The organism is Campylobacter sp. JMF_08 NE1, assembly GCF_027737875.1.
Lineage (GTDB): Bacteria > Campylobacterota > Campylobacteria > Campylobacterales > Campylobacteraceae > Campylobacter_B.
The window spans coordinates 353,708-375,371 of sequence record NZ_JAOVUC010000001.1 but is presented as its reverse complement, the minus strand read 5'-3'; the positions used below and the strand labels follow the sequence as shown (position 1 = coordinate 375,371).

Annotated in this window: 19 protein-coding genes and 1 tRNA gene; 13 read left to right on the top strand and 7 right to left on the bottom strand. The window is 39.4% G+C overall.

What is annotated here, in order from left to right:
- Window positions 1-16: 16 nt before the first annotated feature.
- The 6 genes from serA to pheS all read right to left on the bottom strand — a co-directional run bounded on the left by serA (window position 17) and on the right by pheS (window position 8,855).
- Window positions 17-1,594, bottom strand: coding sequence for a phosphoglycerate dehydrogenase (gene serA, locus OFN91_RS01895; protein ID WP_270873051.1), 1,578 nt, complete (start codon window positions 1,592-1,594; stop codon window positions 17-19).
- A 56-nt stretch (window positions 1,595-1,650) separates the two neighbouring features.
- Complete coding sequence (locus OFN91_RS01890; protein WP_270858329.1) at window positions 1,651-3,312, bottom strand: 30S ribosomal protein S1; 1,662 nt, start codon at window positions 3,310-3,312, stop codon at window positions 1,651-1,653.
- Between the two features lie 123 nt (window positions 3,313-3,435).
- Complete coding sequence (locus tag OFN91_RS01885; RefSeq protein WP_270865917.1) at window positions 3,436-4,269, bottom strand: 4-hydroxy-3-methylbut-2-enyl diphosphate reductase; 834 nt, start codon at window positions 4,267-4,269, stop codon at window positions 3,436-3,438.
- A complete protein-coding gene (gene aroA, locus OFN91_RS01880; RefSeq protein WP_270873050.1) occupies window positions 4,259-5,536 on the bottom strand; it encodes a 3-phosphoshikimate 1-carboxyvinyltransferase in 1,278 nt (425 codons plus the stop codon). Before aroA ends, OFN91_RS01885 begins: the two co-directional genes overlap by 11 nt.
- Window positions 5,533-7,863 carry a phenylalanine--tRNA ligase subunit beta gene (gene pheT / locus OFN91_RS01875; protein WP_270873049.1) on the bottom strand — a complete coding sequence of 777 codons (2,331 nt, stop codon included), beginning with the start codon at window positions 7,861-7,863 and terminating at the stop codon, window positions 5,533-5,535. Before pheT ends, aroA begins: the two co-directional genes overlap by 4 nt.
- Complete coding sequence (gene pheS / locus OFN91_RS01870) at window positions 7,860-8,855, bottom strand: phenylalanine--tRNA ligase subunit alpha (RefSeq protein WP_270873048.1); 996 nt, start codon at window positions 8,853-8,855, stop codon at window positions 7,860-7,862. The genes pheT and pheS overlap by 4 nt, the downstream gene beginning before the upstream one ends.
- A 132-nt stretch (window positions 8,856-8,987) precedes the next feature.
- Here pheS and OFN91_RS01865 point away from each other — a divergent pair, with 132 nt between their 5' ends.
- Window positions 8,988-9,344 carry a histidine triad nucleotide-binding protein gene (locus tag OFN91_RS01865; RefSeq protein ID WP_270873047.1) on the top strand — a complete coding sequence of 119 codons (357 nt, stop codon included), beginning with the start codon at window positions 8,988-8,990 and terminating at the stop codon, window positions 9,342-9,344.
- A 166-nt stretch (window positions 9,345-9,510) separates the two neighbouring features.
- Here the strand turns inward: OFN91_RS01865 and OFN91_RS01860 are convergent, their stop codons facing one another.
- Window positions 9,511-9,951, bottom strand: coding sequence for a Dps family protein (locus OFN91_RS01860; protein WP_270858336.1), 441 nt, complete (start codon window positions 9,949-9,951; stop codon window positions 9,511-9,513).
- A gap of 154 nt (window positions 9,952-10,105) precedes the next feature.
- Between OFN91_RS01860 and OFN91_RS01855 the strand changes: the two genes are divergently transcribed.
- The 12 genes from OFN91_RS01855 to OFN91_RS01800 all read left to right on the top strand — a co-directional run bounded on the left by OFN91_RS01855 (window position 10,106) and on the right by OFN91_RS01800 (window position 21,640).
- Window positions 10,106-10,765 carry a response regulator transcription factor gene (locus tag OFN91_RS01855; RefSeq protein ID WP_270873046.1) on the top strand — a complete coding sequence of 220 codons (660 nt, stop codon included), beginning with the start codon at window positions 10,106-10,108 and terminating at the stop codon, window positions 10,763-10,765.
- Window positions 10,737-12,092, top strand: a complete 1,356-nt coding sequence (locus tag OFN91_RS01850; RefSeq protein ID WP_270873045.1) for a hypothetical protein — start codon at window positions 10,737-10,739, stop codon at window positions 12,090-12,092. The genes OFN91_RS01855 and OFN91_RS01850 overlap by 29 nt, the downstream gene beginning before the upstream one ends.
- Before the next feature lie 116 nt (window positions 12,093-12,208).
- On the top strand, window positions 12,209-12,730 hold the full coding sequence (locus OFN91_RS01845) for a hypothetical protein (protein ID WP_270873044.1): 522 nt from the start codon (window positions 12,209-12,211) through the stop codon (window positions 12,728-12,730).
- Between the two features lie 115 nt (window positions 12,731-12,845).
- Complete coding sequence (locus OFN91_RS01840) at window positions 12,846-13,634, top strand: hypothetical protein (protein ID WP_270873043.1); 789 nt, start codon at window positions 12,846-12,848, stop codon at window positions 13,632-13,634.
- Window positions 13,635-13,647: 13 nt separating this feature from the next.
- Entirely contained in the window at window positions 13,648-13,806 is a 159-nt protein-coding gene (locus tag OFN91_RS01835) for a hypothetical protein (protein WP_270873042.1), read from the top strand.
- A 95-nt stretch (window positions 13,807-13,901) separates the two neighbouring features.
- A complete protein-coding gene (locus OFN91_RS01830) occupies window positions 13,902-14,519 on the top strand; it encodes a hypothetical protein (RefSeq protein WP_270873041.1) in 618 nt (205 codons plus the stop codon).
- Between the two features lie 194 nt (window positions 14,520-14,713).
- Window positions 14,714-16,144: a type I glutamate--ammonia ligase gene (gene glnA, locus OFN91_RS01825; RefSeq protein ID WP_270869704.1), complete on the top strand. Its 1,431-nt coding sequence runs from the start codon at window positions 14,714-14,716 to the stop codon at window positions 16,142-16,144.
- 41 nt (window positions 16,145-16,185) lie between these two features.
- Complete coding sequence (locus tag OFN91_RS01820) at window positions 16,186-17,439, top strand: ComEC/Rec2 family competence protein (protein ID WP_270873040.1); 1,254 nt, start codon at window positions 16,186-16,188, stop codon at window positions 17,437-17,439.
- Between the two features lie 93 nt (window positions 17,440-17,532).
- Entirely contained in the window at window positions 17,533-18,789 is a 1,257-nt protein-coding gene (larA, locus tag OFN91_RS01815) for a nickel-dependent lactate racemase (RefSeq protein WP_270858344.1), read from the top strand.
- Between the two features lie 517 nt (window positions 18,790-19,306).
- Window positions 19,307-19,398: transfer RNA gene (locus tag OFN91_RS01810), tRNA-Ser, on the top strand.
- Window positions 19,399-19,592: 194 nt separating this feature from the next.
- Window positions 19,593-20,798 (top strand): tyrosine-type recombinase/integrase, encoded by a 1,206-nt coding sequence (locus tag OFN91_RS01805; RefSeq protein WP_270873039.1) that lies wholly within the window; start codon window positions 19,593-19,595, stop codon window positions 20,796-20,798.
- On the top strand, window positions 20,795-21,640 hold the full coding sequence (locus OFN91_RS01800; RefSeq protein WP_270873038.1) for a hypothetical protein: 846 nt from the start codon (window positions 20,795-20,797) through the stop codon (window positions 21,638-21,640). Before OFN91_RS01805 ends, OFN91_RS01800 begins: the two co-directional genes overlap by 4 nt.
- Window positions 21,641-21,664 lie beyond the last annotated feature (24 nt).

The following is a 21,664-nucleotide window of genomic DNA, read 5'->3' as shown; positions in this document are numbered from 1 at the left end:
TTAATTTTGACTAAATTTATAGCGATGCGTAGCGCACCATGAGGCAAGTGTCGAGTTTAGCGAGTTTTTCGAGGACTGATTTTTGCACCTGAGAATCGACTAAGATCACGGCTAGTGCGTTGCCGTCCTCGCCTCTGCCTAGGCGGAAGTCAGCGATATTGATATTCTCATCGGCTAAAATCGTGCTTATGTTTTTGATGACGCCCGGAACATCGGTGTTTTTGAAGATTATCATCTTGCCTTTTGGCTTGAAGTCAGTTTTAAATCCATTGACATTGACTATGCGACCCTCTTTACCGTCAAAGACCGTGCCTACGACGCTCGAAGTGTCCTTGTCTGTGATAATCGTAACGCCAATCTCATTTTTGTAGATACTGCCCACGCACTCTTTATACTCGGTCTCGATACCCTTCTCATCGGCTAAGAATTTTGCATTGACATAATTTAGCGAATCGCCCAAACTATCGTGTAGTGCGCCCACGATAGCGAAAACTAGCATTGAATTTAGGTATTGCGAAATCTCGCCACTGCCCTCGATTTTGATAGATTTTATCGGACCTTTGTTGATTTGGGCGGCTAGATATGCCATTTTTGATATCAAATCCACATACGCTTCAATTTGAGCTGGCAAATCTTCTGCTTTGATTGGTAAATTTAGCGCATTTGGGTAACTGATACCGCGTGCTGCGCTGATAGCTTGCTCAGCGGCCTCGACTGCGATATTTCTTTGTGATTCCAAAGTATTTGCGCCAAGGTGCGGAGTGGCGGTTAAATTTTCGATATCTAAGAAATCATGTGAAGTGGCTGGTTCTTTGTCGAAAACATCTATGCCTAGATATGCGATTTTGCCTGATTTTAGGTTTTTTACTAGGGCTGCTTCGTTGTATAATCCACCGCGCGCGCAGTTTATGAGGCGCACACCATCTTTCATCTTCGCAATTTGTGGCTCGTCAATCATATTGATAGTTTCGCGGTTTTTTGGCGTGTGGATTGTGATGAAATCGCACGCTAGGATATCGTCAAAATTCGTAGTGTATTTCACGCCTAGTTTCGTGGCCTTTTCTGGATCGATATATGGGTCATACGCGATGACACTCATACCAAAGCCAAGTGCGCGCACACCCACGCGAGAGCCGATATTTCCGAAGCCGATAATGCCTAGGCTTTTTTTGTATAGCTCGGTACCATACCATTTTTCGCGTTTCCAAATGCGATTGATTTTCAAATCATTGCACGAATTTACATATTTGCGGGCGGCATTTAGCAGGTGGCACATAGTCATCTCCACAGCGGCGATTGTGTTTGCCGTAGGGACATTCATAAGGATAATTCCGCGCTTAGAGCAGCCGTCAATATCGCAGTTATCCACGCCCACGCCTGCGCGCACGATAGCTTTGAGATTAGTTCCTGAATTTAAGAATTTCTCATCTACCGCAGTCGAGCTTCTAGTGATTGCTACATCTGCATCGCCAAGCATGCCGTAAAGCTCGTCTTTTGGGACATCGGTAGCGTCGATTACATGGATATCTGATTCTTTTGAGAGAAGTTCAAAACCTATATTGTGGATTGCGTCGCAAACTATTACAGTTTTCATAAATTTCTCCTATTTTGTATGTGGAGTTGCAAGGCAAAACTGCCTTGCAAGCGGGGTTATTTTAGTTGATCTTTAATAAGATCTCCCAAAGTCATTTTTTCGTCATCGCTATTTACTTCGTTTAAAAGCTCGCGCTCTTTTTGGTGAGCTAGTCTGCGAACACTTAGGCGAATACGATTTTTCTTTTCGTCGATAAATGCAATCGCAGCTTCGATTTCATCGCCGATTTTGATCTCATCTGCGCTCTTATCGCCCAAATCCTCTTTGCGAAGTAGCGCATCTACGCCACCTTCTAACTCTACGAAGATTCCAAAATCTTTGATATCGCGAATTTTACCTTTTACGACATCGCCTTGTTTGTGAGATTTCGCATAATCGCTAATCGGGCTATCGCCTAGCTCTTTGCGATTTAGTGAAATTTTTTGTGTGTCGTTGTCGATTTTGATAATTTTAACTTCTAGTTCATCGCCGATTTTGAATAAATTTTTGCATTTTTCATTTCTATCCCAAGAAGCGTCTTCATTGTGTAAAAGACCCTCTACGCCGTCGATTCTAACAAATGCACCAAAATTTGTAATTGTTGTAATTGCGCCTTTTACTACATCGCCGACTTTGTATTTTGCCAAAAATTCATCAAATGGTTTTGGAAGCAAGTTTTTAAGGCTTACTCTTAGTCTTCTTTCATCTGGGTTGATTTCTACGACTTCTACATCGATTTCTTCGCCCTCGCTGATGAAGTCTTTTGGATTTTTGATATTTTTATCCCATGAAATTTCGCTAATGTGCAAAAATCCCTCGATATCGTTGCCTAAATCAACAAATGCGCCATAAGGCTCGATATTGCTGATTTTTACGCGGATTGTGTCGCCGACTTCTAGGCTGTCTTTGATCTCGTTCCAAGGATCTGGCATTGCAGCTTTGATTGAAAGAGATAGGTGTTTTTTGTCGCTATCGTATTTAACGACTTTGACTGGGACTTTGTCGCCGTCTTTGTAAAGCGAGCTGGGATTTACAGGACCTTTGTATGAAATTTCGCTGTAATGAACTAGACCATCTACGCCACCTACATCGACAAACATACCATAAGTTGTGATTTTTTTAACAGTGCCTTCAATGACACCCTCAGTAGCTACGATTTTTTCGATGATTTCTTTGCTAGCTTTGCGGTCCTCATCAAGCAATTTTTTGCGTGAAACCACGATACTTAGCTCATCTTCATTTACTTTTAGAACTTTTACTTTAAAAGTCTTGCCGATAGCGCCATTTGGGTTTTTAAGCGCACTTTGAGAGCGTGGCATAAAAAACTCGACATCATCTTCGCTAACGCAAACATAACCGCCTTTGTTAAAAGAGACGATTTTGACATCATATACATTTTCTGCATTTTCATCGTAAGAATCGATAAATGCTTTAACTTTTTCTTTTTTTATAGCTTTTCTATATGATACGACCGGGCGACCACCTCTACTTCCGATTATCGCGACTTTAATGTCATCACCTACTTTTACACACAAGTTTCCTTGGGCGTCGCTCACTTCGGATACATCCAAAACTCCTTCTAGCTTTCTACCCACATCTACGAAAATCTCGTTGTCTTTAACAGCGATAACCTTACCTGTGACTACCTCATCGTGTGATTTTTGGTTGTCATACTCTTCTAACAATTTCGCAAAATCTTCATCTGCGTGATTTTGAACTTTCTCGTTCACCTCGGCCATAAAGCTTCCTTTAAATTTATTTACATTTTTAACAAAAATGCTAAAAACTAAATCTTACCTAAATTTTGCTTTTAATCAACTAAATTTTTTTAAATTTTGATATGTTAAATTTGAGATGAAATTTTAAAATTTTGATATTTTTTCGATTTTTTCAACGACTTTTTTGATAATCCAATCAGGCGTGCTAGCCCCTGCCGAAATCCCGCATAAATTTTTGTTTTTAAACCAAATTTGCTCGATTTCGTCTTCGTTTTCGATCAAATAACTATCCTTGCAAAAGCTTTGCGAAATCAAAAAAAGTTGCTTTGTATTTGATGAATTTTTGCCACCCACGATTATCATAATATCGGCTTTTTTGGCAAGTTCGGCGGCTGCTTCTTGATTTTCTAGCGTTGCGTTGCAGATAGTATTAAAAATACGCACCTCGCGCGATTTTTGCATTAAATAATCCACGATTTTGACAAAATTTTCGATTTTTTTCGTAGTTTGCGAAACTACTGCAACCTTTGAATTTAGCTTAATCTCGTCCAATTCACTCGGCTCTAAAACCACAAAAACCCTGCCCTTAGCATAGGATTTCACCCCTTTTACCTCTGGGTGGTTGCTATCGCCAAAAATCACGATATCATACCCCTCATCGCTCATTTTTTCGACGATTTGCTGTGGTTTGGTCACAAAGGGGCAGGTCGCGTCGATGAGCTCTTTATTTTGCTCTCTTAGGCGCGTCAAATCCTCTTTTTGGATACCATGTGTGCGGATTATGAGCTTTTTTTCATCGCTTACTTCGCTAGCGTCTTTTAGGGTTTTTACGCCGAAATTTTGCCTTAGGCGGTTGATCTCTTCTGCGTTGTGGATTAGCTCGCCTATCGTCGAGGCTTCGCCCGCGTTTTCTGCGATTTTAATCGCTCTTTTTACCCCGAAGCAAAAGCCGTAGCTTTTGGCCATTTCAATCCTCAACGCTAGCTCCGATTTGTTTTAAAATTTCGCTGAAATTCGGAAAAGATGTCGCGATACATTTGGCATCTTCTATCATCATACCGCATTTAAGCCCCAAAATAGCGAAGCTCATCGCAATTCTGTGATCGCCATGAGGCGTGATGATTGCTGGACTCATTTCTCCACCGCCTATGATTTCAAAGCCATCTTCTAGCTCGCTAGCTTTCACGCCACACGCCTTTAATCCCTCGACCATGACAGCTATGCGGTCGCACTCTTTGACGCGAAGTTCTTTTGCGTTTTTTAGGGTGCTTTTGCCCTGCGCGCAGGCAAACGCCACGGCTAGGGCTGGGGCCTCATCTATCATCCACGGGATATTTTCGCTAACATCTACGGCGTGAAGCGGGGCGTAAGAAATTTCGATATCGCCGATTTCTTCGTAAATTTCATCGGTTTTTTTGTAGCTGATTTTCGCGCCCATTTTCTTTAAAATTTCGTAAGCTTCTATGCGAGTTTTATTTAAAAGCATATTTTTTAGCACGATATGCGAGCCTGGGATTATCGAGGCTGCCACAGCGTAATAAAACGCCGAGCTTGGATCGTTTGGCACGAAAATTTCAAGCGGTTTAAGTGGCGCGCGTAGTGGCTCTACACGCAGTTCAAGGCCGTTTGTGCTAATATCCGCTCCCATAGCTTTTAGCATTTTTTCGCTGTGATCGCGGCTTAGCTCAGGTTCGCTAAATTTGCAACCATTGCTATTAAGGGCGGCTAAAATCATAGCGGTTTTGACCTGAGCAGATGAAATTTTGCTATCAAATTCGAAATATTCAAGCTTATTTCCCTCGATTGCAATCGGAGCTTTGTTCGCATTATCGCGACCATAAATTTTCGCCCCTACTTTGCTTAGGGGACCCCCTATTCTGCGCATTGGGCGCTCGTTTAGGTATTTATCACCACTTAGGACGAAAAATCCCTTAACCGAGCTTAAAAGCCCCATAAAAAGGCGAATCGTAGTGCCAGAATTACCACACTCTAATGGCATATTTGGCTCTTTTATCGCGCCTTTTGGCGTGATTTCGATTTCGGCACCCACTCGCTTGACCTCTGCGCCCAGAGCCTCTACGATTTTTAGCGTATTTAGCGTATCCTCGGCTAGCAAAAAATTTGAAATTTTGCTTGTCCTATCCGATAAAAGCGCAAAAATTGCGCTTCTATGAGAGATCGATTTATCCGAGCCGATATTTGAAATTTCGGCATTTAATGGCGATTTTTGAGCGAAAATTCTCATCGTAATTCTAATCCTAAATTTTGATTTAATGCTTGTAAAATTTTATCCATAAAGCCCGCTACTTCGTCATCTTCGAGGGTTTTGTTATCGTCTTGGAAACTAAATTTAATTGTCAAACTCGCGCTATCTTTTAGGCTTTCGTCTCTGTATAAATCAGTCGGCAAAAATTCCTTCAAAGCGTCGATTTTAAGGGAGCTTATAACCTCTTTAATCTTTTCAAATCTAAGGTCATTTGGCACCAAAATGCTTAAATCGCGCGAAATACTAGGGAATTTCGAATAAGCATTTGCCATGATTCTTTCAAATTTTAGCTTTTTAAAATCAATCTCGCACAAATATGTTTTCTCTAAATCGCGACTTTTTTCCACATCGCCATCTACGCGCCCTATAAAGCCCACAATTTCGCCATTTTGCTCGATTATGGCTTGTTCAAATTCGCTTAAAAAGCCGATTTTTTGCTCTGGAATTTTCACGCTAAATTTACCGATCACGCTTTGAATTAATCCCGCAAAGTATAGAAAATCCACAGCCGCAGGTTTCGCGCCGTTTGCGATAGAGCTTTCGTTTTTTAGTCCGCTTGCGACAAATCCCAGTTTTTGCGATTGCACGCCCTCAGCGTCAAAAACCGTGCCAAGCTCGAAAAGTTTGACGCTTTTTTTCGAATTTTTCAAATTTCGCTCAGATGAAGCCAAAAGATGATTTATCAGCGTTGGACGAAGCGCGTCTAACTCGCTATTGATTGGGTTTAAAATCTCTTTTTTGCACGGCGCAAATCCAAGAGAGGCTAAAATTTTGCTATCGTCAAAGACATAATGCACGCACTCGAAAAATCCCAAAGCAGCCGCTTTTTTGCGCACTTTGCGTGAATTTTGCAAATTTATATAAGTTTCGTTTATGCGTGTTTTTTCCTCGAATTTCATCGGTGCTGAGGCGATATTATCAATGCCTACGATTCGCACGATTTCCTCGCAAATATCGTGTGCATTTAGCACATCGTGCCTAAAATGCGGAACTTTGGCGTTGATGAAATCGGCTTCTATGCTGATATCAAATCCTAGTTTTTTTAGAATTTTTACGATTTGATCGCGCGAAATATCTGCGCCAATCATTTTATTAATCTCTTTGTCGCTAAATCTAATCGTTACAGGCTCATACGCGCTCGAAATTCTTTGCGCGCCAGCATACGGCAAAATCGAAGGATTTTCGCCCAAAATGCGAAATAAAAGATCCGTGCCCACGCCAAGGCTTGGCTCGCTACCACGAGATGAGCGATAAACCTGCTCGTCGCCTTTTAGACTTTTGTTTTCGTTTATGGCTTTTGCGATGACAAGTGGTTTGGTGTAGTTTGCCTCGATGATTGCGATTTTTGTGTTATCGCAGGCTTTGAAATTTTCATCTTGGCAAATTCCAGCGATACTTAACAGTTTTTCACCGCAATACACGCCAAATTCGCCGTTTTGTAGCTGTTTAATATCAAGTGAAATTTTTTCGCTCCCACCAGCGATTTTTTCGAAATCATACGCCCTTAGCAAAACTCCCGTCGCGTGCGTAACATAGCTTAGATAGTTTTGCACAGCGCAAGAGCCTAGCAAATCAGCATTTGCAAGGCGCAAAATGTGTTTAAAGGAAAGGCCGAAATTTTTCTTTGCTTCAAAGGCGCGAAACGAAAATCTCGCGTTGCTTTCGGCGTTTGTATGGACATTTAGAATTCTGCCGATTCCTGGGGCATTTTCAGGGTCTTTGAACTCGACTTTTTCTTTCAACGCTAAATTTAACCCAGCGCTAAGATCTCGCGCGATACCCAAAATACTAAGACAATCGCCCCTGTTTGCAGTAAGCTCGATCTCGATTATGTCGTCGTTGAAAATTTCATACTCATTTAACGCCTTGCCAGGGATTAGCTCGCCGATACTTTCGTCTAAAATCATAATCCCATCAAAGGTCTTAGGAAGCCCAAGCTCGGTCGATGAGCAAATCATACCAAAGCTCTCTTCGCCACGAAGTTTGGCTGGTTTGATCTCCAATCCGCCAGGAAGCTTCGCTCCCACGAGTGCTACTGCTACAAACTGCCCCGCATCGACATTTTTGGCTCCGCACACGATTTGGAGCGTTTTTTCGCCCACATCGACTTCGCAGACATTTAAATGGTCTGAATTTTCGTGGCGTCTTTTGCTCTTAACTAGCCCCACGACGACCAAATTTGGGATATTCATGCGAGTGTGCGCATCGACCTCTAAACCAATCGAATTTAGCGTAAGGGCTAAATTTTCTGATGAGACTTCGCTTAAATCAATCCAATCTTGTAACCAATTTTTCGTTATTATCATTTAAATTGCTCCAATAATCTAATATCGCCTTCAAAAAGTGAGCGCAAATCAGGAATTCTATGAAGTAGCATAGCAAATCTCTCGACCCCAAGCCCAAAGGCATATCCGCTCACATCGCTCCATTTTACCGCTTTAAACACATTTGGATCTACCACGCCACTTCCTAGCACTTCTAGCCAGCCAGTTTGTTTGCAGACGCGACAGCCCGATCCGCCGCAGAAAATACAGCTAATATCAACCTCTGTGCTAGGCTCGGTGAATGGGAAAAAGCTAGGGCGAAATCGCACTTTGACATCGCCAAACATATAATGCAAAAAATCCTCTAAAATGTATTTTAAATTTGCAAAGCTCACATTTGCGCCCTTTTCGACGACTAAACCCTCTACTTGGTGAAACATCGGCGTATGTGTCAAATCCATATCGCGTCTAAATACCGCACCCGGGGCTATCATACGCACTGGCGGAGTTTTGAATTTCTCCATTGTGCGGATTTGCACGCCACTAGTGTGTGTGCGCAAAAGCTCGCCTGAATTTAGATAAAATGTATCTTGCATATCACGCGCTGGGTGGTATTTCGGTAAATTTAGCGCTTCGAAATTGTGGAAATCATCTTCGATTAGCGGACCAGATTCTACGCTGAAATTTTGCGATACAAAATAATCAATTATCTTATCCATAGTCTCCATTACAGGGTGAAGTGCCCCGCTAGCGACATTTTCGTTAAACAGCGTAACATCGATCGCCTCTTTTTTCATCGCCTCTTTTTGCGCGATTGCCTCCAAGGCTGATTTTTTCGCGCCAATTAGCTCGGAAAAAATATCTCGCTTTTGGTTTGCCTCTTTTGCAAATTCCTTTTTTTGCTCGGCAGAGACGGACTTTAACTGAGCGAAAAGCTCGGTAATAACGCCCTTTTTGCCAAATAATTCAAGGCGGATTTTTTCGATTTCATCTAAGCTAGTGGCTGCTTCGATTTTGGCTTTGATTTCTTGCAAAATTTATCCTTTTTGTAAAAAAATGAATTTTGCGATTGTAGTTAAAAATTGATAAAAACAAGGTAAAAATTCATAAATTTGAAATTTTTAGCTATAATTCGCCCTGATTTTTTAACCCAAAAAGGATTTATTATGAATATTTTCGAAAGAATTGTTTCAGGCGAAATTCCATGCAACAAAGTCCTAGAAAACGACGATTTTCTGGCATTTCACGACATTAGCCCAAGGGCGCCAATCCACATTTTGGTAATTCCGAAAAAATGCTATGAAAACTTCCAAGTAACCCCGCCAGAGGTCATGGTAGGTCTTAGCAGTTTTATTAAAGAAGTCGCTGTGAAAATGGGGCTAGATAAGACAGGTTACCGCCTAGTGTGCAACTGCGGCGAAAACAGCGGCCAAGAGGTCATGCACCTGCACTTTCATATCCTTGGTGGAACGAAACTTCCGTGGGATAATACAAACGGCGCGAATACGCACGATAAATTCTAAAACTCACAAATTTCACAAGTCGCCAAATTTGGCGACTTTTTTTGCTTTTTTAAATTTTTTAAATTTTGCTTTTTGATAATTTGGGTTAAATTTTAATAGTGAATTTTAAAGTGTAAAATTTAAAAAAGTCGCCGAATTTGGCGACTTTTACTGAGGTTTGCAAAGATTATTTTGCAAGCATTGCATCAAGCATCCAAAGGCGTTTTTCATATCCGCCAAGTTTGTCTTGTGCGAAATTTGATGTTACGATATCGCCTGCTTCGTCTGCGATTTCGGCTAGTTTTTTGAACTCTTTTAGCAAATATTCATAGGCTTTTTTCACATTTTTTAGCACCTCTTCTGCGCTATAATCGTCTTTTAGATCGATTGGAGCAGAGGCTAGTTTGATTAGCTCTTCGGCTTTGATTACTGGTTTGCCACCGATTTGCAAGGCTCTTTCAGCTGCGTCATCGAAAAGCACGCCAAACTCATCGTAAGCTTCCTCTGTGTAAGAGTGGATTGGCGCGAATTGTAGGCCTTTGATATTCCAGTGATATGCGTGAAATGCGACAAATAGCGCGTGTGCATCTGCTTGGATTTGGTTTAGTTGTTTTGTTACTTTTGACATTTTCATGTCTCCTTTCTTAATTTAAATTCGGCGGTATTATAAACGATAAATTTAAATAAAAAGTATCTAATTAATAAATTTTATTATTTAGAAGTCTCAAATTTACAAAATTTACATATAATTAAAGTTTTATATCAAAATTTAAAGAGCAAAAATGGTAAAAGTTTTTTTGATCGAAGATGACGCAGAATTTGCTGGATTGATAGCCGAATTTTTAGGTTCGCGGGGCATTAGCGTGGAGGCGTGCGAGGATCCGTTTTTGGCGATTAGCACGGATTTGGCGGAGTTTGATTTGGTTTTGCTAGACCTTGGGCTTCCTGGCATGGACGGACTGGAAGTTTGCAAAGAAATCCGCAAAAAAAGCAAAATCCCGGTTATCGTTTCGAGCGCGCGCGCCTCGACCGTCGATAAGGTAAGTGCCCTGCAAATCGGGGCTGATGACTACCTGCCCAAACCATACGACCCAGACGAGCTATACGCGCGCATAATCTCGCTTTTGCGCAGGGCAAATGATTTTAAAGAAGAGAGCGAAAATTTAGCGTTTAGCGTGGATAAAAATCTAGGCGATGTGCTGTTTAAGGGCGTAAATTTGGGCCTTACGCTAGCTGAGTTTGAAGTGCTTGGCGAGCTAGTTCGCAACTTCCCAGCCGCTGTGAGCAAAGAACAAATTTTGCGCGCCTCGCCCTCGATTGTATCGGCAAATGAGAAAAATTTGGAGATGATAATCAGCAAAATTCGAGCCAAAATAAAACCTCACAGCGAGGCAAATCACATAATCTCGCTTCGTGGCAGAGGGTATCGCCTTGCCAAATAACGAGCAAAATTCGGCGCAAAATTCGGCGCAGGGAAATTCTCAAAATTTGACGCAGACGGGTACGCAAAAGGGCGCAAAAATTTCAGCGCAAATAAATTCGCAAAACAGCGCGCAAAAGTCCATTTTCAGGCGCATTTTGATACTTTTTTTGGTAGCGTTTTTGGGGGTGGTTTTTTTGTGGTTTGGCGTGCATAGCTGGAAGGATTATCGCTACAAAGAGACTTTGCGCCTAAATTTACGGCTAAATTTGCAAAGTTTCCAAGAAGAGCTTTTAAACGCCAGCTTGCCAAGTGATGAAATTTTGGCGCAAAACGGCTTTGTTTTAGCCGAAAATTTCGGCACCAAAAACGCCAAAATCATCGAGAGCTTCGGCGATAAAAATAGTGGCTATCAGATTGTAAAATCAGGGCGCGAGGAGCTGTTTTTCATATACACGCCGATTAATTATATGGTTTTGCGCGCCTTGGATAATGACCGAGATTTCGCGCTTTTCGACATTTTTTTCTGCGTTTTGCTAGGCATTTTGGCGCTACTTTTTTTCTTTTTAAACAAGGCTTTGGCGCCACTAAATTTGCTTTATTCAAATTTGCTAAATTTAAAAAACGGCGAGTTTAAAATTTTGGAAATCAAAAGCGATTATAAAGAAATTTCTCGTATCCAAAACGCCTATAATAGCGCGATTTTGCGCATAAAACAGCTTCTTGGCACCAGAGAAATGTTTAACAAAATCTTCATGCACGAGATGAAAACGCCCCTTGCCAAGGGCGCATTTTACCTAAAAAACGCTCCCAGCCCGCAAAATCAGGGCAATTTAGCTAGGCTTTTTGCGCAGATAAACGAGCAGTTAGAAAATTTCAGGCTTCTTGAAAGTCTGGTTAGCTCCGAGGCGGTAGAGTGCGAGCAAATGGGCTTTGGCGAGGTTTTTGAGCGCACGCGCGAAAAGCTAAATTTGCGCGAAAATGATAAAATTTGCGTTGATTTAGAGCACGATTTTAAAATTTACGGAAGCGCCGAGCTGTGGGAGATTTGCCTGAAAAATTTAATCGAAAACGCGCTGAATTACTCGCCAAATCACAAGATTAAAATTTACGCCACGCATGGCGCGATAGTTTTTGAAAACAGCGGCGAGCCCCTAGCCAAGGACATTTCTAGCGCGAACGGCGAGCTGGAACTAAACTGGAAATTGGATAAAAGCGTGCGCCATAAAAGTTCGAGCGGGTATGGATTTGGGCTATTTATCATACAAAAAACAGCGATTTTAAACGGCTATGAAATCGCCTATTTGCACGAAAATGGCGTGAATTTTATAAAATTTATAAAAAAGTGAAACAGAATTTGCGTAAATTTATTAAAAAATTTTTTAAATTTATCGCTATATTGATGGTGATATATTTTTTACCGATAATTTTGTTAATTTTTAGAGAGCCGTTTATCACAAAAGCGATGAAAGATGATTTGATAAATTATGAGTTGTATTACCTAAAAAGCCATTATAATGCTAAACTTAAAGCACTAGGCAAGAGCGATGATGAAATAGAAAGTCTAACAAAAGAATATGATAAGATTTTAGAAAAACAAAGAGATAAATTTTATAAAACTTGTAAAAAGGATGTTAGCTATACGCTTTCGCATTTTGATTCTGTATATTTTTATGTTACTTGTAAATTTGATGATGAGACCAAAAAGTTATATTCGGATTTGCAAAAAGTTATTAAAATCAATGATGAATATCATTTAATTACTAAAAAAAAGGCTCATATAATGTTTTTTAGTATGCCTGCAATGTATTCTTATGAAGTGCAACAAAAACATTTAAATCACGATGAAGAAATATCATATATGGAAGTTGATAAAAATATGCTTTCGGAAGCTACCGAGCTACTTGATTATTTTGAAGCAAATGAAATGGATAAAAGAATATTTGTTTATGATGAAAAACAAGAAATTTACTTTAAAATCAAATAAAGGAAACGAATTGCAAACTGCGAATTTAAAAATTAACATTTGTATTTTGGTAGTTAGGTGTCGGCTCGCAATAACAGCAAATTTAGCACAAGGAATTTTATAAAAAGGACTGAATTTGAAAAATTGGAATAAAAAGAAATTTGATAAAAATTTAAATACTAATTCAAATAGAAACCAAAGAGATTATGACAAAGAGCCGTTGATTTTGCGTGATTATAGCAAAGGAATAAAATTACACGGTGTTTTAAATTTAATATTTTTCTTTATTTCTTTGATTTTTATTTTAGCTATGCAGAGTCATATTGAATTTGGCGAATTTGATGAATTGATAAAAAAAATTTTTATTTTATGTTTTATTTTTGTGGGATTTTTAACTATTTCCTATATGATAACTATAAATTCAAAAGAACGCTATGTCTCACTAACATCTGACATGAAAGCAATATATTATGATAATGATTTACAAATACGCAAAATTTACAGCTTAGTTGGAAATAAAGAATTTTCATCGTTTTTATATCAAATAAATAGGCTTAAAAATATATTTGGTTATCCATTTTTAGCTATTTGTATAATCAGTTTTTTATTTACTTTCAATAGCGAATTTATAATAGGTTTGTTTGTTTATGCCTTTGTTTTATTTTTATCGATTATGTATGACATTGCATTTCGTATGTTGGTTTATAAAAAATCAAATAAAAATCTTACAAATTTTTGGGAATATTCACAGAAATTTGTAATTGATATAGGTTGGATTGATGGCGGGAGAATTGTAACTGCTGGTGCAACAATATATTTTTTTAATCAAAAAGACCATGATTTGTTAAAAGAATATTTTCTTTCACTTTTTCATATAAATTTAGATACAGATATAAAAGGTATTGAAGCTATAAAAATTTTCTAATAAGGAGATAAAAATGAGTAATTCTAGCAGAATTCACAAGGCTACTAGTGAGCTAAACAAGGTAGAAGAGAGATTATCAAACTCTCTTGGATTGAGTGATGAGATAATTAAATCGTTTAAAAATAACCGGTGGTGTTTAGATGTTAGCGGTTTGGTATCAAATTTATCGTAAATTTTTGTCAAAGTTAGCTTCGGTTAGCAAAGCGTGGGTTTTGGGGTTAGTTTGCGCGCGTATAATCACGCCAACTTTAAAGCAAAGGAGAAAAAATGAAAAAGTTAGTTCTATCATTAGCGTGCGCTGTTTTGGCAACTGGGGCTTTCGCACAAGATCCGCAAGGCGGACAAACTCCGCTTCCATGCGCAAACGCCCAGCATAAATGCGCTCCAAATTTAATGCCAAAAATGGGCGGATTTAAGGGTGGTTTCGAAGGCGGTTTCGAAGGCGGCGCAATGCCATGCGCTGGCGATATGAAAAACTGCCAAGCAAAAGGGGCGAAATTTGGCCAAGGTATGAAAAAATTCCACAAAATGGGGCACAATGACCGCTACACAGGCGCGATTATGCGCGAGCTTCCACGCCTTGATCTAAGCGACGAGCAATGGGCGAAGGTGCGCAGAATAATGTTTGAAGCAAACGAAGCGCGAATCGCCAAAAAATCAGAGCCACGCGAGAATTTGCTAGAAGATATCGCTAATTTTGACAAGGCAAAATTTATAGAAAATAATAGCAAAAAATTTACCGAGCAAATCACCGCCGAGGCTGGTGTCATCGAGGCTTTGCTTGGTGTGCTAAGCAGCGAGCAAAAGTCAAATTTGGCTAAAAATTTAAAAGAGCGCAAGGAAAAAAGAGAAGCGCAAAAAGAGCTTAAAAAAGATAAAAAATAAGCCTTCCTAAAATAATTTCATACTCCCCTAACCCTGCGAATTTCGCGGGGTTTTTTAAATTTATCACTAAATTTAGCACCAAATTTTCAAAACTGCGCAAATTTCAAAATTTAACTCGCACAAAAATATTTCGCTTCGTATTTTAAGTAACAAAAGGGTAGAATTACAAAATTTAGAATTTTTAAGGAGAAGAAATGGGAAAATTTGTGAATAATGTCGATGAATTTTTCAAATTTTGCGAAGAAAACGAAGTTAAATTTGTCGATTTCCGCTTTACGGATATGAAGGGATTTTGGCACTCTATCAGCTACAATATCAAAATTGTCGAACCAGATCAGTTCAAAAACGGTATCCCAATGGACGCTAGCTCGATGGACGGCTGGCAACCAATCGATCGAAGCGATATGCTAATGATGCCAGATGTCGAAACTGCATTTTTAGATCCATTTACCGCAGACCCTACGGCTGTGGTTTTTAGCGATATTTTCGATATTTACAAGGGAGAACTTTACGAAAAATGCCCTCGCTCAATCGCCAAAAAGGCTATGAAATACCTAAAAGATAGCGGACTTGGCGATGAGGCGTATTTCGGGGCTGAAAATGAATTTTTTATCTTCGATAATGTCAAAATCGTCGATAGCACAAACTGCGCTATGTATGAGATAGATACCGAAGAGGGCGAGTGGAACGACGATACGAACTTCTCATCAGGATACAATAGCGGCCACCGCCCACGCAAAAAAGGCGGATATTTGATGACTCAGCCAATCGATACAGCCACTGATTTAAGGGCTGAGATGATGCAGGTTTTGGAGCAAGTGGGCTTAGATGTCATGCTAGGACACCACGAAGTAGCCCAGGGCCAAAACGAAATCGGCGTGAAATTTGGCAATCTAGTCGAAATGGCTGACAATGTGCAAAAACTCAAATATGTCATCAAAATGGTAGCCCAACTAAACGGCAAAACCGCGACTTTCATGCCAAAACCGCTTTATGGCGACAACGGAAATGGCATGCATGTGCATCAATCAGTCTGGAAAGACGGCAAAAACCTATTTTACGGCGAGGGAAATTACGCGAATTTAAGCGATTTCGCTAGATGGTATATCGGTGGAGTGCTAGCTCACGCAAGAAGCGTCGCAGCCTTTACAAACGCCAGCACGAACAGCTACAAACGCCTAATTCCGGGCTTTGAAGCTCCGTCGATTTTGACATATTCTAGCCAAAACCGCTCAGCCTCTGTGCGAATTCCTTATGGCGCAGGCGAAAAGAGTGTGCGGGCTGAATTTCGCTTCCCAGATAGCACTTCAAATCCATATTTAGCCTTCGCTGCAATGCTAATGGCAGGACTTGATGGCGTGAAAAACAAAATCGAGCCAGCAGGGCCAATGGACGAAAACTTATTTAAACTCACCCTTGATGAGATTCGCGAGCGCGGTATCGAGCAGTTCCCGCACACGCTTCGCGGCTCGCTAGAAGCGCTGATTCGCGATAGAGCGTATCTCAAAGATATTATGAGCGACGATTTTATCCAAGCTTATCAACACATGAAATTTAAAACCCAAGTTTGGCCATACGAAGCACGCCCTACTCCGTATGAGTTTAAGATGAATTTTTCGTGCTAAGGGCGCGTGGGCGAAAGTGATTTCGCCCAAATTTCAAAATTTTGAAACTCAAACTCTTTTATAACAAAAAAGAATTTTGCCTATTTTCGCTTTTTATCATTTTGATTTTTGCGCTAAATTTGGCGTTTAAATACCACGAATTTTGCGAATTTAAATCAAATTCTCGCATATTTTTACAAAGCCAAATTTTAAATTCCTACGACAAAACAAACGCCAAAGGCCGCACATACACCGTGCTAAAACTAAAATCAGGGAATTTTACGATTTATACCACGACCAAAACCGGGCGCGAATTCCCACGATTCGCGCGCGTGAGTGTGGGTATCATCACGCAAAATTTGAGTTTTTTGGATTTTGTGAAGGCTAGGTTTTATGCGCCAAATTTTAAAATTTCCGCCCCATTTTACGAAAACTCGCCCAAAACCAAAGCCATAAATTTTATTCGTTCTCAGCACGAAAACCCCCTTATAGCCGATCTTTACAGCGCGCTGTATTTCGCCACGCCCATGCCTTATGATTTGCGCCAAAACATCACGCACTGGGGGATCGCGCATATTGTTTCGATTAGCGGGTTTCATTTAGGCATTATTTTTTCATCGTTTTTTCTGATTTTTGCGCCGATTTATCGCATTTTGCAGAGGCGATTTTTCCCGTGGAGAAATCTCAAATTTGACCTTAGCGTTACGGCGATTTTGCTGATGATTGGCTATCTTTTTGTGCTGGATTTTACGCCTAGTTTTTTGCGTTCGCTGGCGATGTGCGTGGTGGGATTTTCCCTTTTGTGGCGCAATTTCGAGCTTTTAAATTTCGCCAATCTCTTCCTTAGCATTGCGCTTTTACTGGCCATTTTTCCGCATCTAGCTTTTAGCGTAGGGTTTTATTTTTCCTCCCTTGGTGTGCTTTATATTTTTTTGTATTCGCACCATTTTTGGGGCAAATTTGGCACTTTCGCAAATTTGGCGCTTTTTAATCTTTATGTCTGGTTTGCGATGAATATCGCGGTGTATTTTTTCTTTCCGCTGGCTTCATTTCAGCAGCTTAGCGTGATTATCATCGGATATATTTTTGTGATTTTTTACCCTCTTAGCGTGGTTTTGCACCTATGCGGATTGGGCGGGGTTTTTGATGAGGGTTTGATTAGTTTTTTAAATTTCACACTTCCGAGTTTCAAGGCGCAAATTCCACTTCCACTTTTTGTGCTTGCAAATTTATGCGCCCTTGGCGCTATTCGCTACAAAACCTGCGCCTTGATATGCCCTATTTTAGGAATTTTGCCGATATTTTTCATAATTTAAATTTTAAAATTTATTTTGAAATTTAAGCAAAATATACACCTCATCGCTGTATAATAAAAAGTTAAATTTTCATTTCATTTTAAGGGGTAAATTATGTTAAAGATTCCTTATGGCAACACCTTTATCGACTTCGATGAGGGGGACGCAAATGTTTTGCGCTCTAAAATCGACGAGCTTAAAGCCGAGGGTAGCGGCCTAGAAATCGTCAAAAAAGCCATGGCAAACCCAATCGATAGCCCGCGATTGTGCGAACTTGCCAAAGGCAAGAAAAACTGCGTCATCATCATCTCAGACCACACCCGCCCAGTGCCAAGCAAGGATATTTTGCCAAATATGTTTGCCGAGCTAAAAGAGGGAAATCCCGATATCGAAATCACGCTTTTAGTTTCCACTGGATTTCACCGCCCTACCACAGAGGCCGAGCTTCGCGCCAAACTAGGCGATGAAATTTATGAAAGCTCAAAAATTGTGGTGCATGATTGCTTCGATCCTGATTCAAACACACAAATCGGCATTTTGCCATCAGGCGCACCGTGTGTAATCGATAAAGTCGCCGTAGAGACCGAGCTTTTGGTATCAGAGGGCTTCATCGAACCGCACTTTTTCGCTGGATTTAGCGGCGGCAGAAAGAGCGTTTTGCCCGGCGTTTGCGACAAAGTAACCGTGCTAGGAAATCACTGCTCGAAATTCATAGATAGCGAATTTGCCCGCACTGGCGTGCTAGATGGCAACCCATTACACACAGATATGCTAGCAGCGGCGAAATTTGCCAAACTCGCCTACATCGTAAATGTCGTAATCGACGAGGATAAAAAAACAGTCGCAGCGTTTGCGGGAAATTATGTCACAGCGCACAGAGCAGGTTGCGACTTTTTGCTAAGTTACGCCAAAGTCGAGCCAAAAATGGCAGACATCGTCATCACATCAAACGGCGGCGCGCCACTTGACCAAAATTTATACCAATGCGTCAAATCAATGACCGCAGCTGAGGCTACCTGCAACCCTGGTGGCGTCATCATCGAGTGCTCATACTGCGCCGACGGACACGGTGGCGAGGGATTTTATCGCTCGCTGAAAGATTGCGAAAGCGCGCAAGCCTTTTACGATCAATGTATGGCAACCCCGCAAGAAAAAACAATCCCAGATCAATGGGAGAGCCAAATTCTCGCACGCGTTTTGATCAAACACACAGTCATCATGGTAACACGCCCTGAGATTAAAACCATGGTCGAAGATATGAAAATGAAATATGCCGCTAGCCTTGAAGAAGCCCTAGAAATGGCGCATGCGCTAGGCAAAAAGAGCCTAACTGTGATTCCAAACGGAATTTCCGTAATCGTAAAAAAATAATTTCTGCTCGGGGGGCTTCGCGCCCCCTGATTTTTGCTTTTTTAAAATTCAATCTCTAAAATTTATCAAATTTGTCAAAATTTGTCATTGCGAGGCGACTTATCGCCGTCGTGGCAATCTACGAGTTAAAATTACCAAAACGCGATTTCCGTGTCATTGCGAGCGAGTGTAACGAGCGAAGCAATCCAGAGAAATTCCCGCACCCTTAATTTGTCATTGCGAGAATTTTTGCGAAGCAAAAATTCGTGGCAATCTACGAGTTCAAAATTCCAATCGCAAATTTTGCAAAAACACTGACCTTAAATTTTAAATTCGTAGATTGCTTCGTCGCTATTAAAACAGCTCCTCGCAATGACAAATCAAACAAAATTTACGCTCAATAGCGCATTATACGCACACCCGAATTCTCGGCGCAGTATTCCCCAGCCCTGCCACAAAACAACCAAAATTTCAAAATTTAGCGAAATTTTAAGCGTTATATTAGTTTTATTCGATATAATGCGATTTCTTATTACTTGGACAGGTGGGTGAGCTGGCCGAAACCACACCCCTGCTAAGGGTGCAGCTTCTAACCGGGGCTCGAGGGTTCGAATCCCTCCCTGTCCGCCACCAACGCATTTTACCCATTTTCAAAACATTTCACAAACCACGATTTTAAGAGAGCTTTAAAGCATTTTCGATTAAAATCAATTTCAAAGAAAATCACTGATTTTCACAAAAAACAGACTATAAAATAGCCTATAAACCACCTACAAAAATTTTTATAGGCTGGTTTTTTCAAGTAACGATTTAAAGGGGCTAAAATGCAATTAAAAAACGACAGCCAAATAAAAGCTTATAAATTACCGACCGACAAAAATCAAGCAGAAATTAGCACCACCACGCCAAATTTATATTTAAAAGTAGTTAAAGGCAAAAAGGCAGTTACTAAAACTTTTCTTTATATCCATTACGAAAACAATAAGAAAAAGCGCATTACGCTAGGACAATACCCAACCTTAACGCTAGGCGAAGCGATTAAAAAATCCCTTGACCTAAAATCCAAAAGACAAAAGGGCGAAGCGTTAAAAAGCCCTAAAATAGAGCTTTTAACCTTTGGCGACATTGCAACCGCTTTTTTAGATTTCAAAAAAAGCGAATTAAAACCCAAAAGCCTACAAGACAAAAAAGGGCGCATTGAAAAATACTTATTTCCAAGCTTAAAAGACAAAAAAATAACAGAGCTTAAAAGGTTTGAATTACTCCAAACCATACAAAAAAGGCAAGATTACGAATTTAGCCACGATTTAGGAACAGAAACAAGCCGTAAAACCTTTGGAATTTTAAAAGAAATAATGAATTTTGCAGTCAATAGAGGATATATCGAATTTTCGCCAATAGGCGGAATTGAGTTTAAGGACATATTTAGAAACATTAAAACAAATAACCATTTTAGGGCTATTACAGACACTACAAGACTAAGCGAATTTATAAAGGCACTTTATAACGATACGACCCTAAATTTAATCACAAAAAACGCTTTAAAATTCGCACTTCATACAGCTTTAAGAAGTAGCAATGTAAGGGGGCTAAAATGGGAATTTATAGATTTTGATAAAAATTTAATCACAATTCCACGCCACCTAATGAAAGTAAAAAGCAAGGATAATGATTTTAAATTACCACTCACACGACAAACAAAGGAAATTTTGCGAGATATGCAAACGATACAAAGGGGCGAATTTGTATTTTATAGCAACATAGCCAAAAGCAAACAATTAAGCGAAAATACGCTAAACCAAGGGATAAAGCGTTTAGGCTTTGGCGATGAGCTACATTTTCACGGATTGCGTAAAATTTTTAGCACTATAACGCACGAGAATAATTTTAATTCACTAATTATTGAAATAATGCTAGACCATACCGACACAAACAAAATAAGGGCGATTTACAATAAAAGCGAACATTTAAAAGAACGAGCCGAGTTAATGCAGTGGTATAGCGATTATTTGGATAATTTAGCAAAATGAAACTAACCAAAGCATTTATTTTAGATGATGATAATTCTAAAAAAGATATTTTGAAAGAGCATAAAGGTTTAAATTATATTGAAGCACAACAAAGAACCAAAGCTATATTAGCAACACAAACCGATTTTTCAGAACTTTATAAGGTAATAAAAAGCGATTTGTCTATAAACGAAAAAGAAAAAATAATCACAGATAATCAAAATTTAAAAATTCAATTTTATAACAATCGAATAAATTCAAGGCATAAAGGCAATAAATTAGCTGATTTTATGGGAGATAAAGAGATAATCTTAAAAGGTATAAATTACGGCAAATTTGAGAATATCGAACAAAATTTATATTATTGTTTAGATAATGTAGATTTAATCTTAAACGGCTTTTTAGCTGAACCTTTGATTTATAGAATACCAACCAAACATAACCAAAAACAAGCAAAACAGATTTTAAAAGAGTTAGCACCATATAAAAAAATAGACACAAATATTCTAAAAAAATATAATCAACTTCAAGCAATACCACCAAGCGATTTTAAAGCAAATACGGCTTTATTATACGCATTATTTACCGAACGAGATATAAAAAGACAATTTAATCATAAAACTCAAAAATACGAATATTTTACTAAGTATAAATATAGAGATTTTATAATCTCTATTATCCAAGAATTCATTTATTCTAATTTTACTCTAAATCATAATCACAGAACATCTACACAGCCATTGAATTTTTATATAAATACAAAAGATAAAACACAAAAAACAAATCAAAATTTATTTAAAAATAGTGATATTGCAAAACTGATTTTAAATAATTTCTTACCATACCGAAACGCAAATTTTTAAAATTTTCTCTAAAAAATTCATACC

Bases quoted from the DNA above. Each gene is read 5' to 3' on its own strand.
- serA (WP_270873051.1), bottom strand. From the start codon at position 1,594: ATGAAAACTGTAATAGTTTGCGACGCAATCCACAATATAGGTTTTGAA.
- OFN91_RS01890 (WP_270858329.1), bottom strand. From the start codon at position 3,312: ATGGCCGAGGTGAACGAGAAAGTTCAAAATCACGCAGATGAAGATTTT.
- aroA (WP_270873050.1), bottom strand. From the start codon at position 5,536: ATGAGAATTTTCGCTCAAAAATCGCCATTAAATGCCGAAATTTCAAAT.
- pheT (WP_270873049.1), bottom strand. From the start codon at position 7,863: ATGATAATAACGAAAAATTGGTTACAAGATTGGATTGATTTAAGCGAA.
- OFN91_RS01865 (WP_270873047.1), top strand. From the start codon at position 8,988: ATGAATATTTTCGAAAGAATTGTTTCAGGCGAAATTCCATGCAACAAA.
- OFN91_RS01860 (WP_270858336.1), bottom strand. From the start codon at position 9,951: ATGTCAAAAGTAACAAAACAACTAAACCAAATCCAAGCAGATGCACAC.
- OFN91_RS01855 (WP_270873046.1), top strand. From the start codon at position 10,106: ATGGTAAAAGTTTTTTTGATCGAAGATGACGCAGAATTTGCTGGATTG.
- OFN91_RS01845 (WP_270873044.1), top strand. From the start codon at position 12,209: ATGAAAGATGATTTGATAAATTATGAGTTGTATTACCTAAAAAGCCAT.
- OFN91_RS01835 (WP_270873042.1), top strand. From the start codon at position 13,648: ATGAGTAATTCTAGCAGAATTCACAAGGCTACTAGTGAGCTAAACAAG.
- OFN91_RS01830 (WP_270873041.1), top strand. From the start codon at position 13,902: ATGAAAAAGTTAGTTCTATCATTAGCGTGCGCTGTTTTGGCAACTGGG.
- glnA (WP_270869704.1), top strand. From the start codon at position 14,714: ATGGGAAAATTTGTGAATAATGTCGATGAATTTTTCAAATTTTGCGAA.
- larA (WP_270858344.1), top strand. From the start codon at position 17,533: ATGTTAAAGATTCCTTATGGCAACACCTTTATCGACTTCGATGAGGGG.
- OFN91_RS01805 (WP_270873039.1), top strand. From the start codon at position 19,593: ATGCAATTAAAAAACGACAGCCAAATAAAAGCTTATAAATTACCGACC.
- OFN91_RS01800 (WP_270873038.1), top strand. From the start codon at position 20,795: ATGAAACTAACCAAAGCATTTATTTTAGATGATGATAATTCTAAAAAA.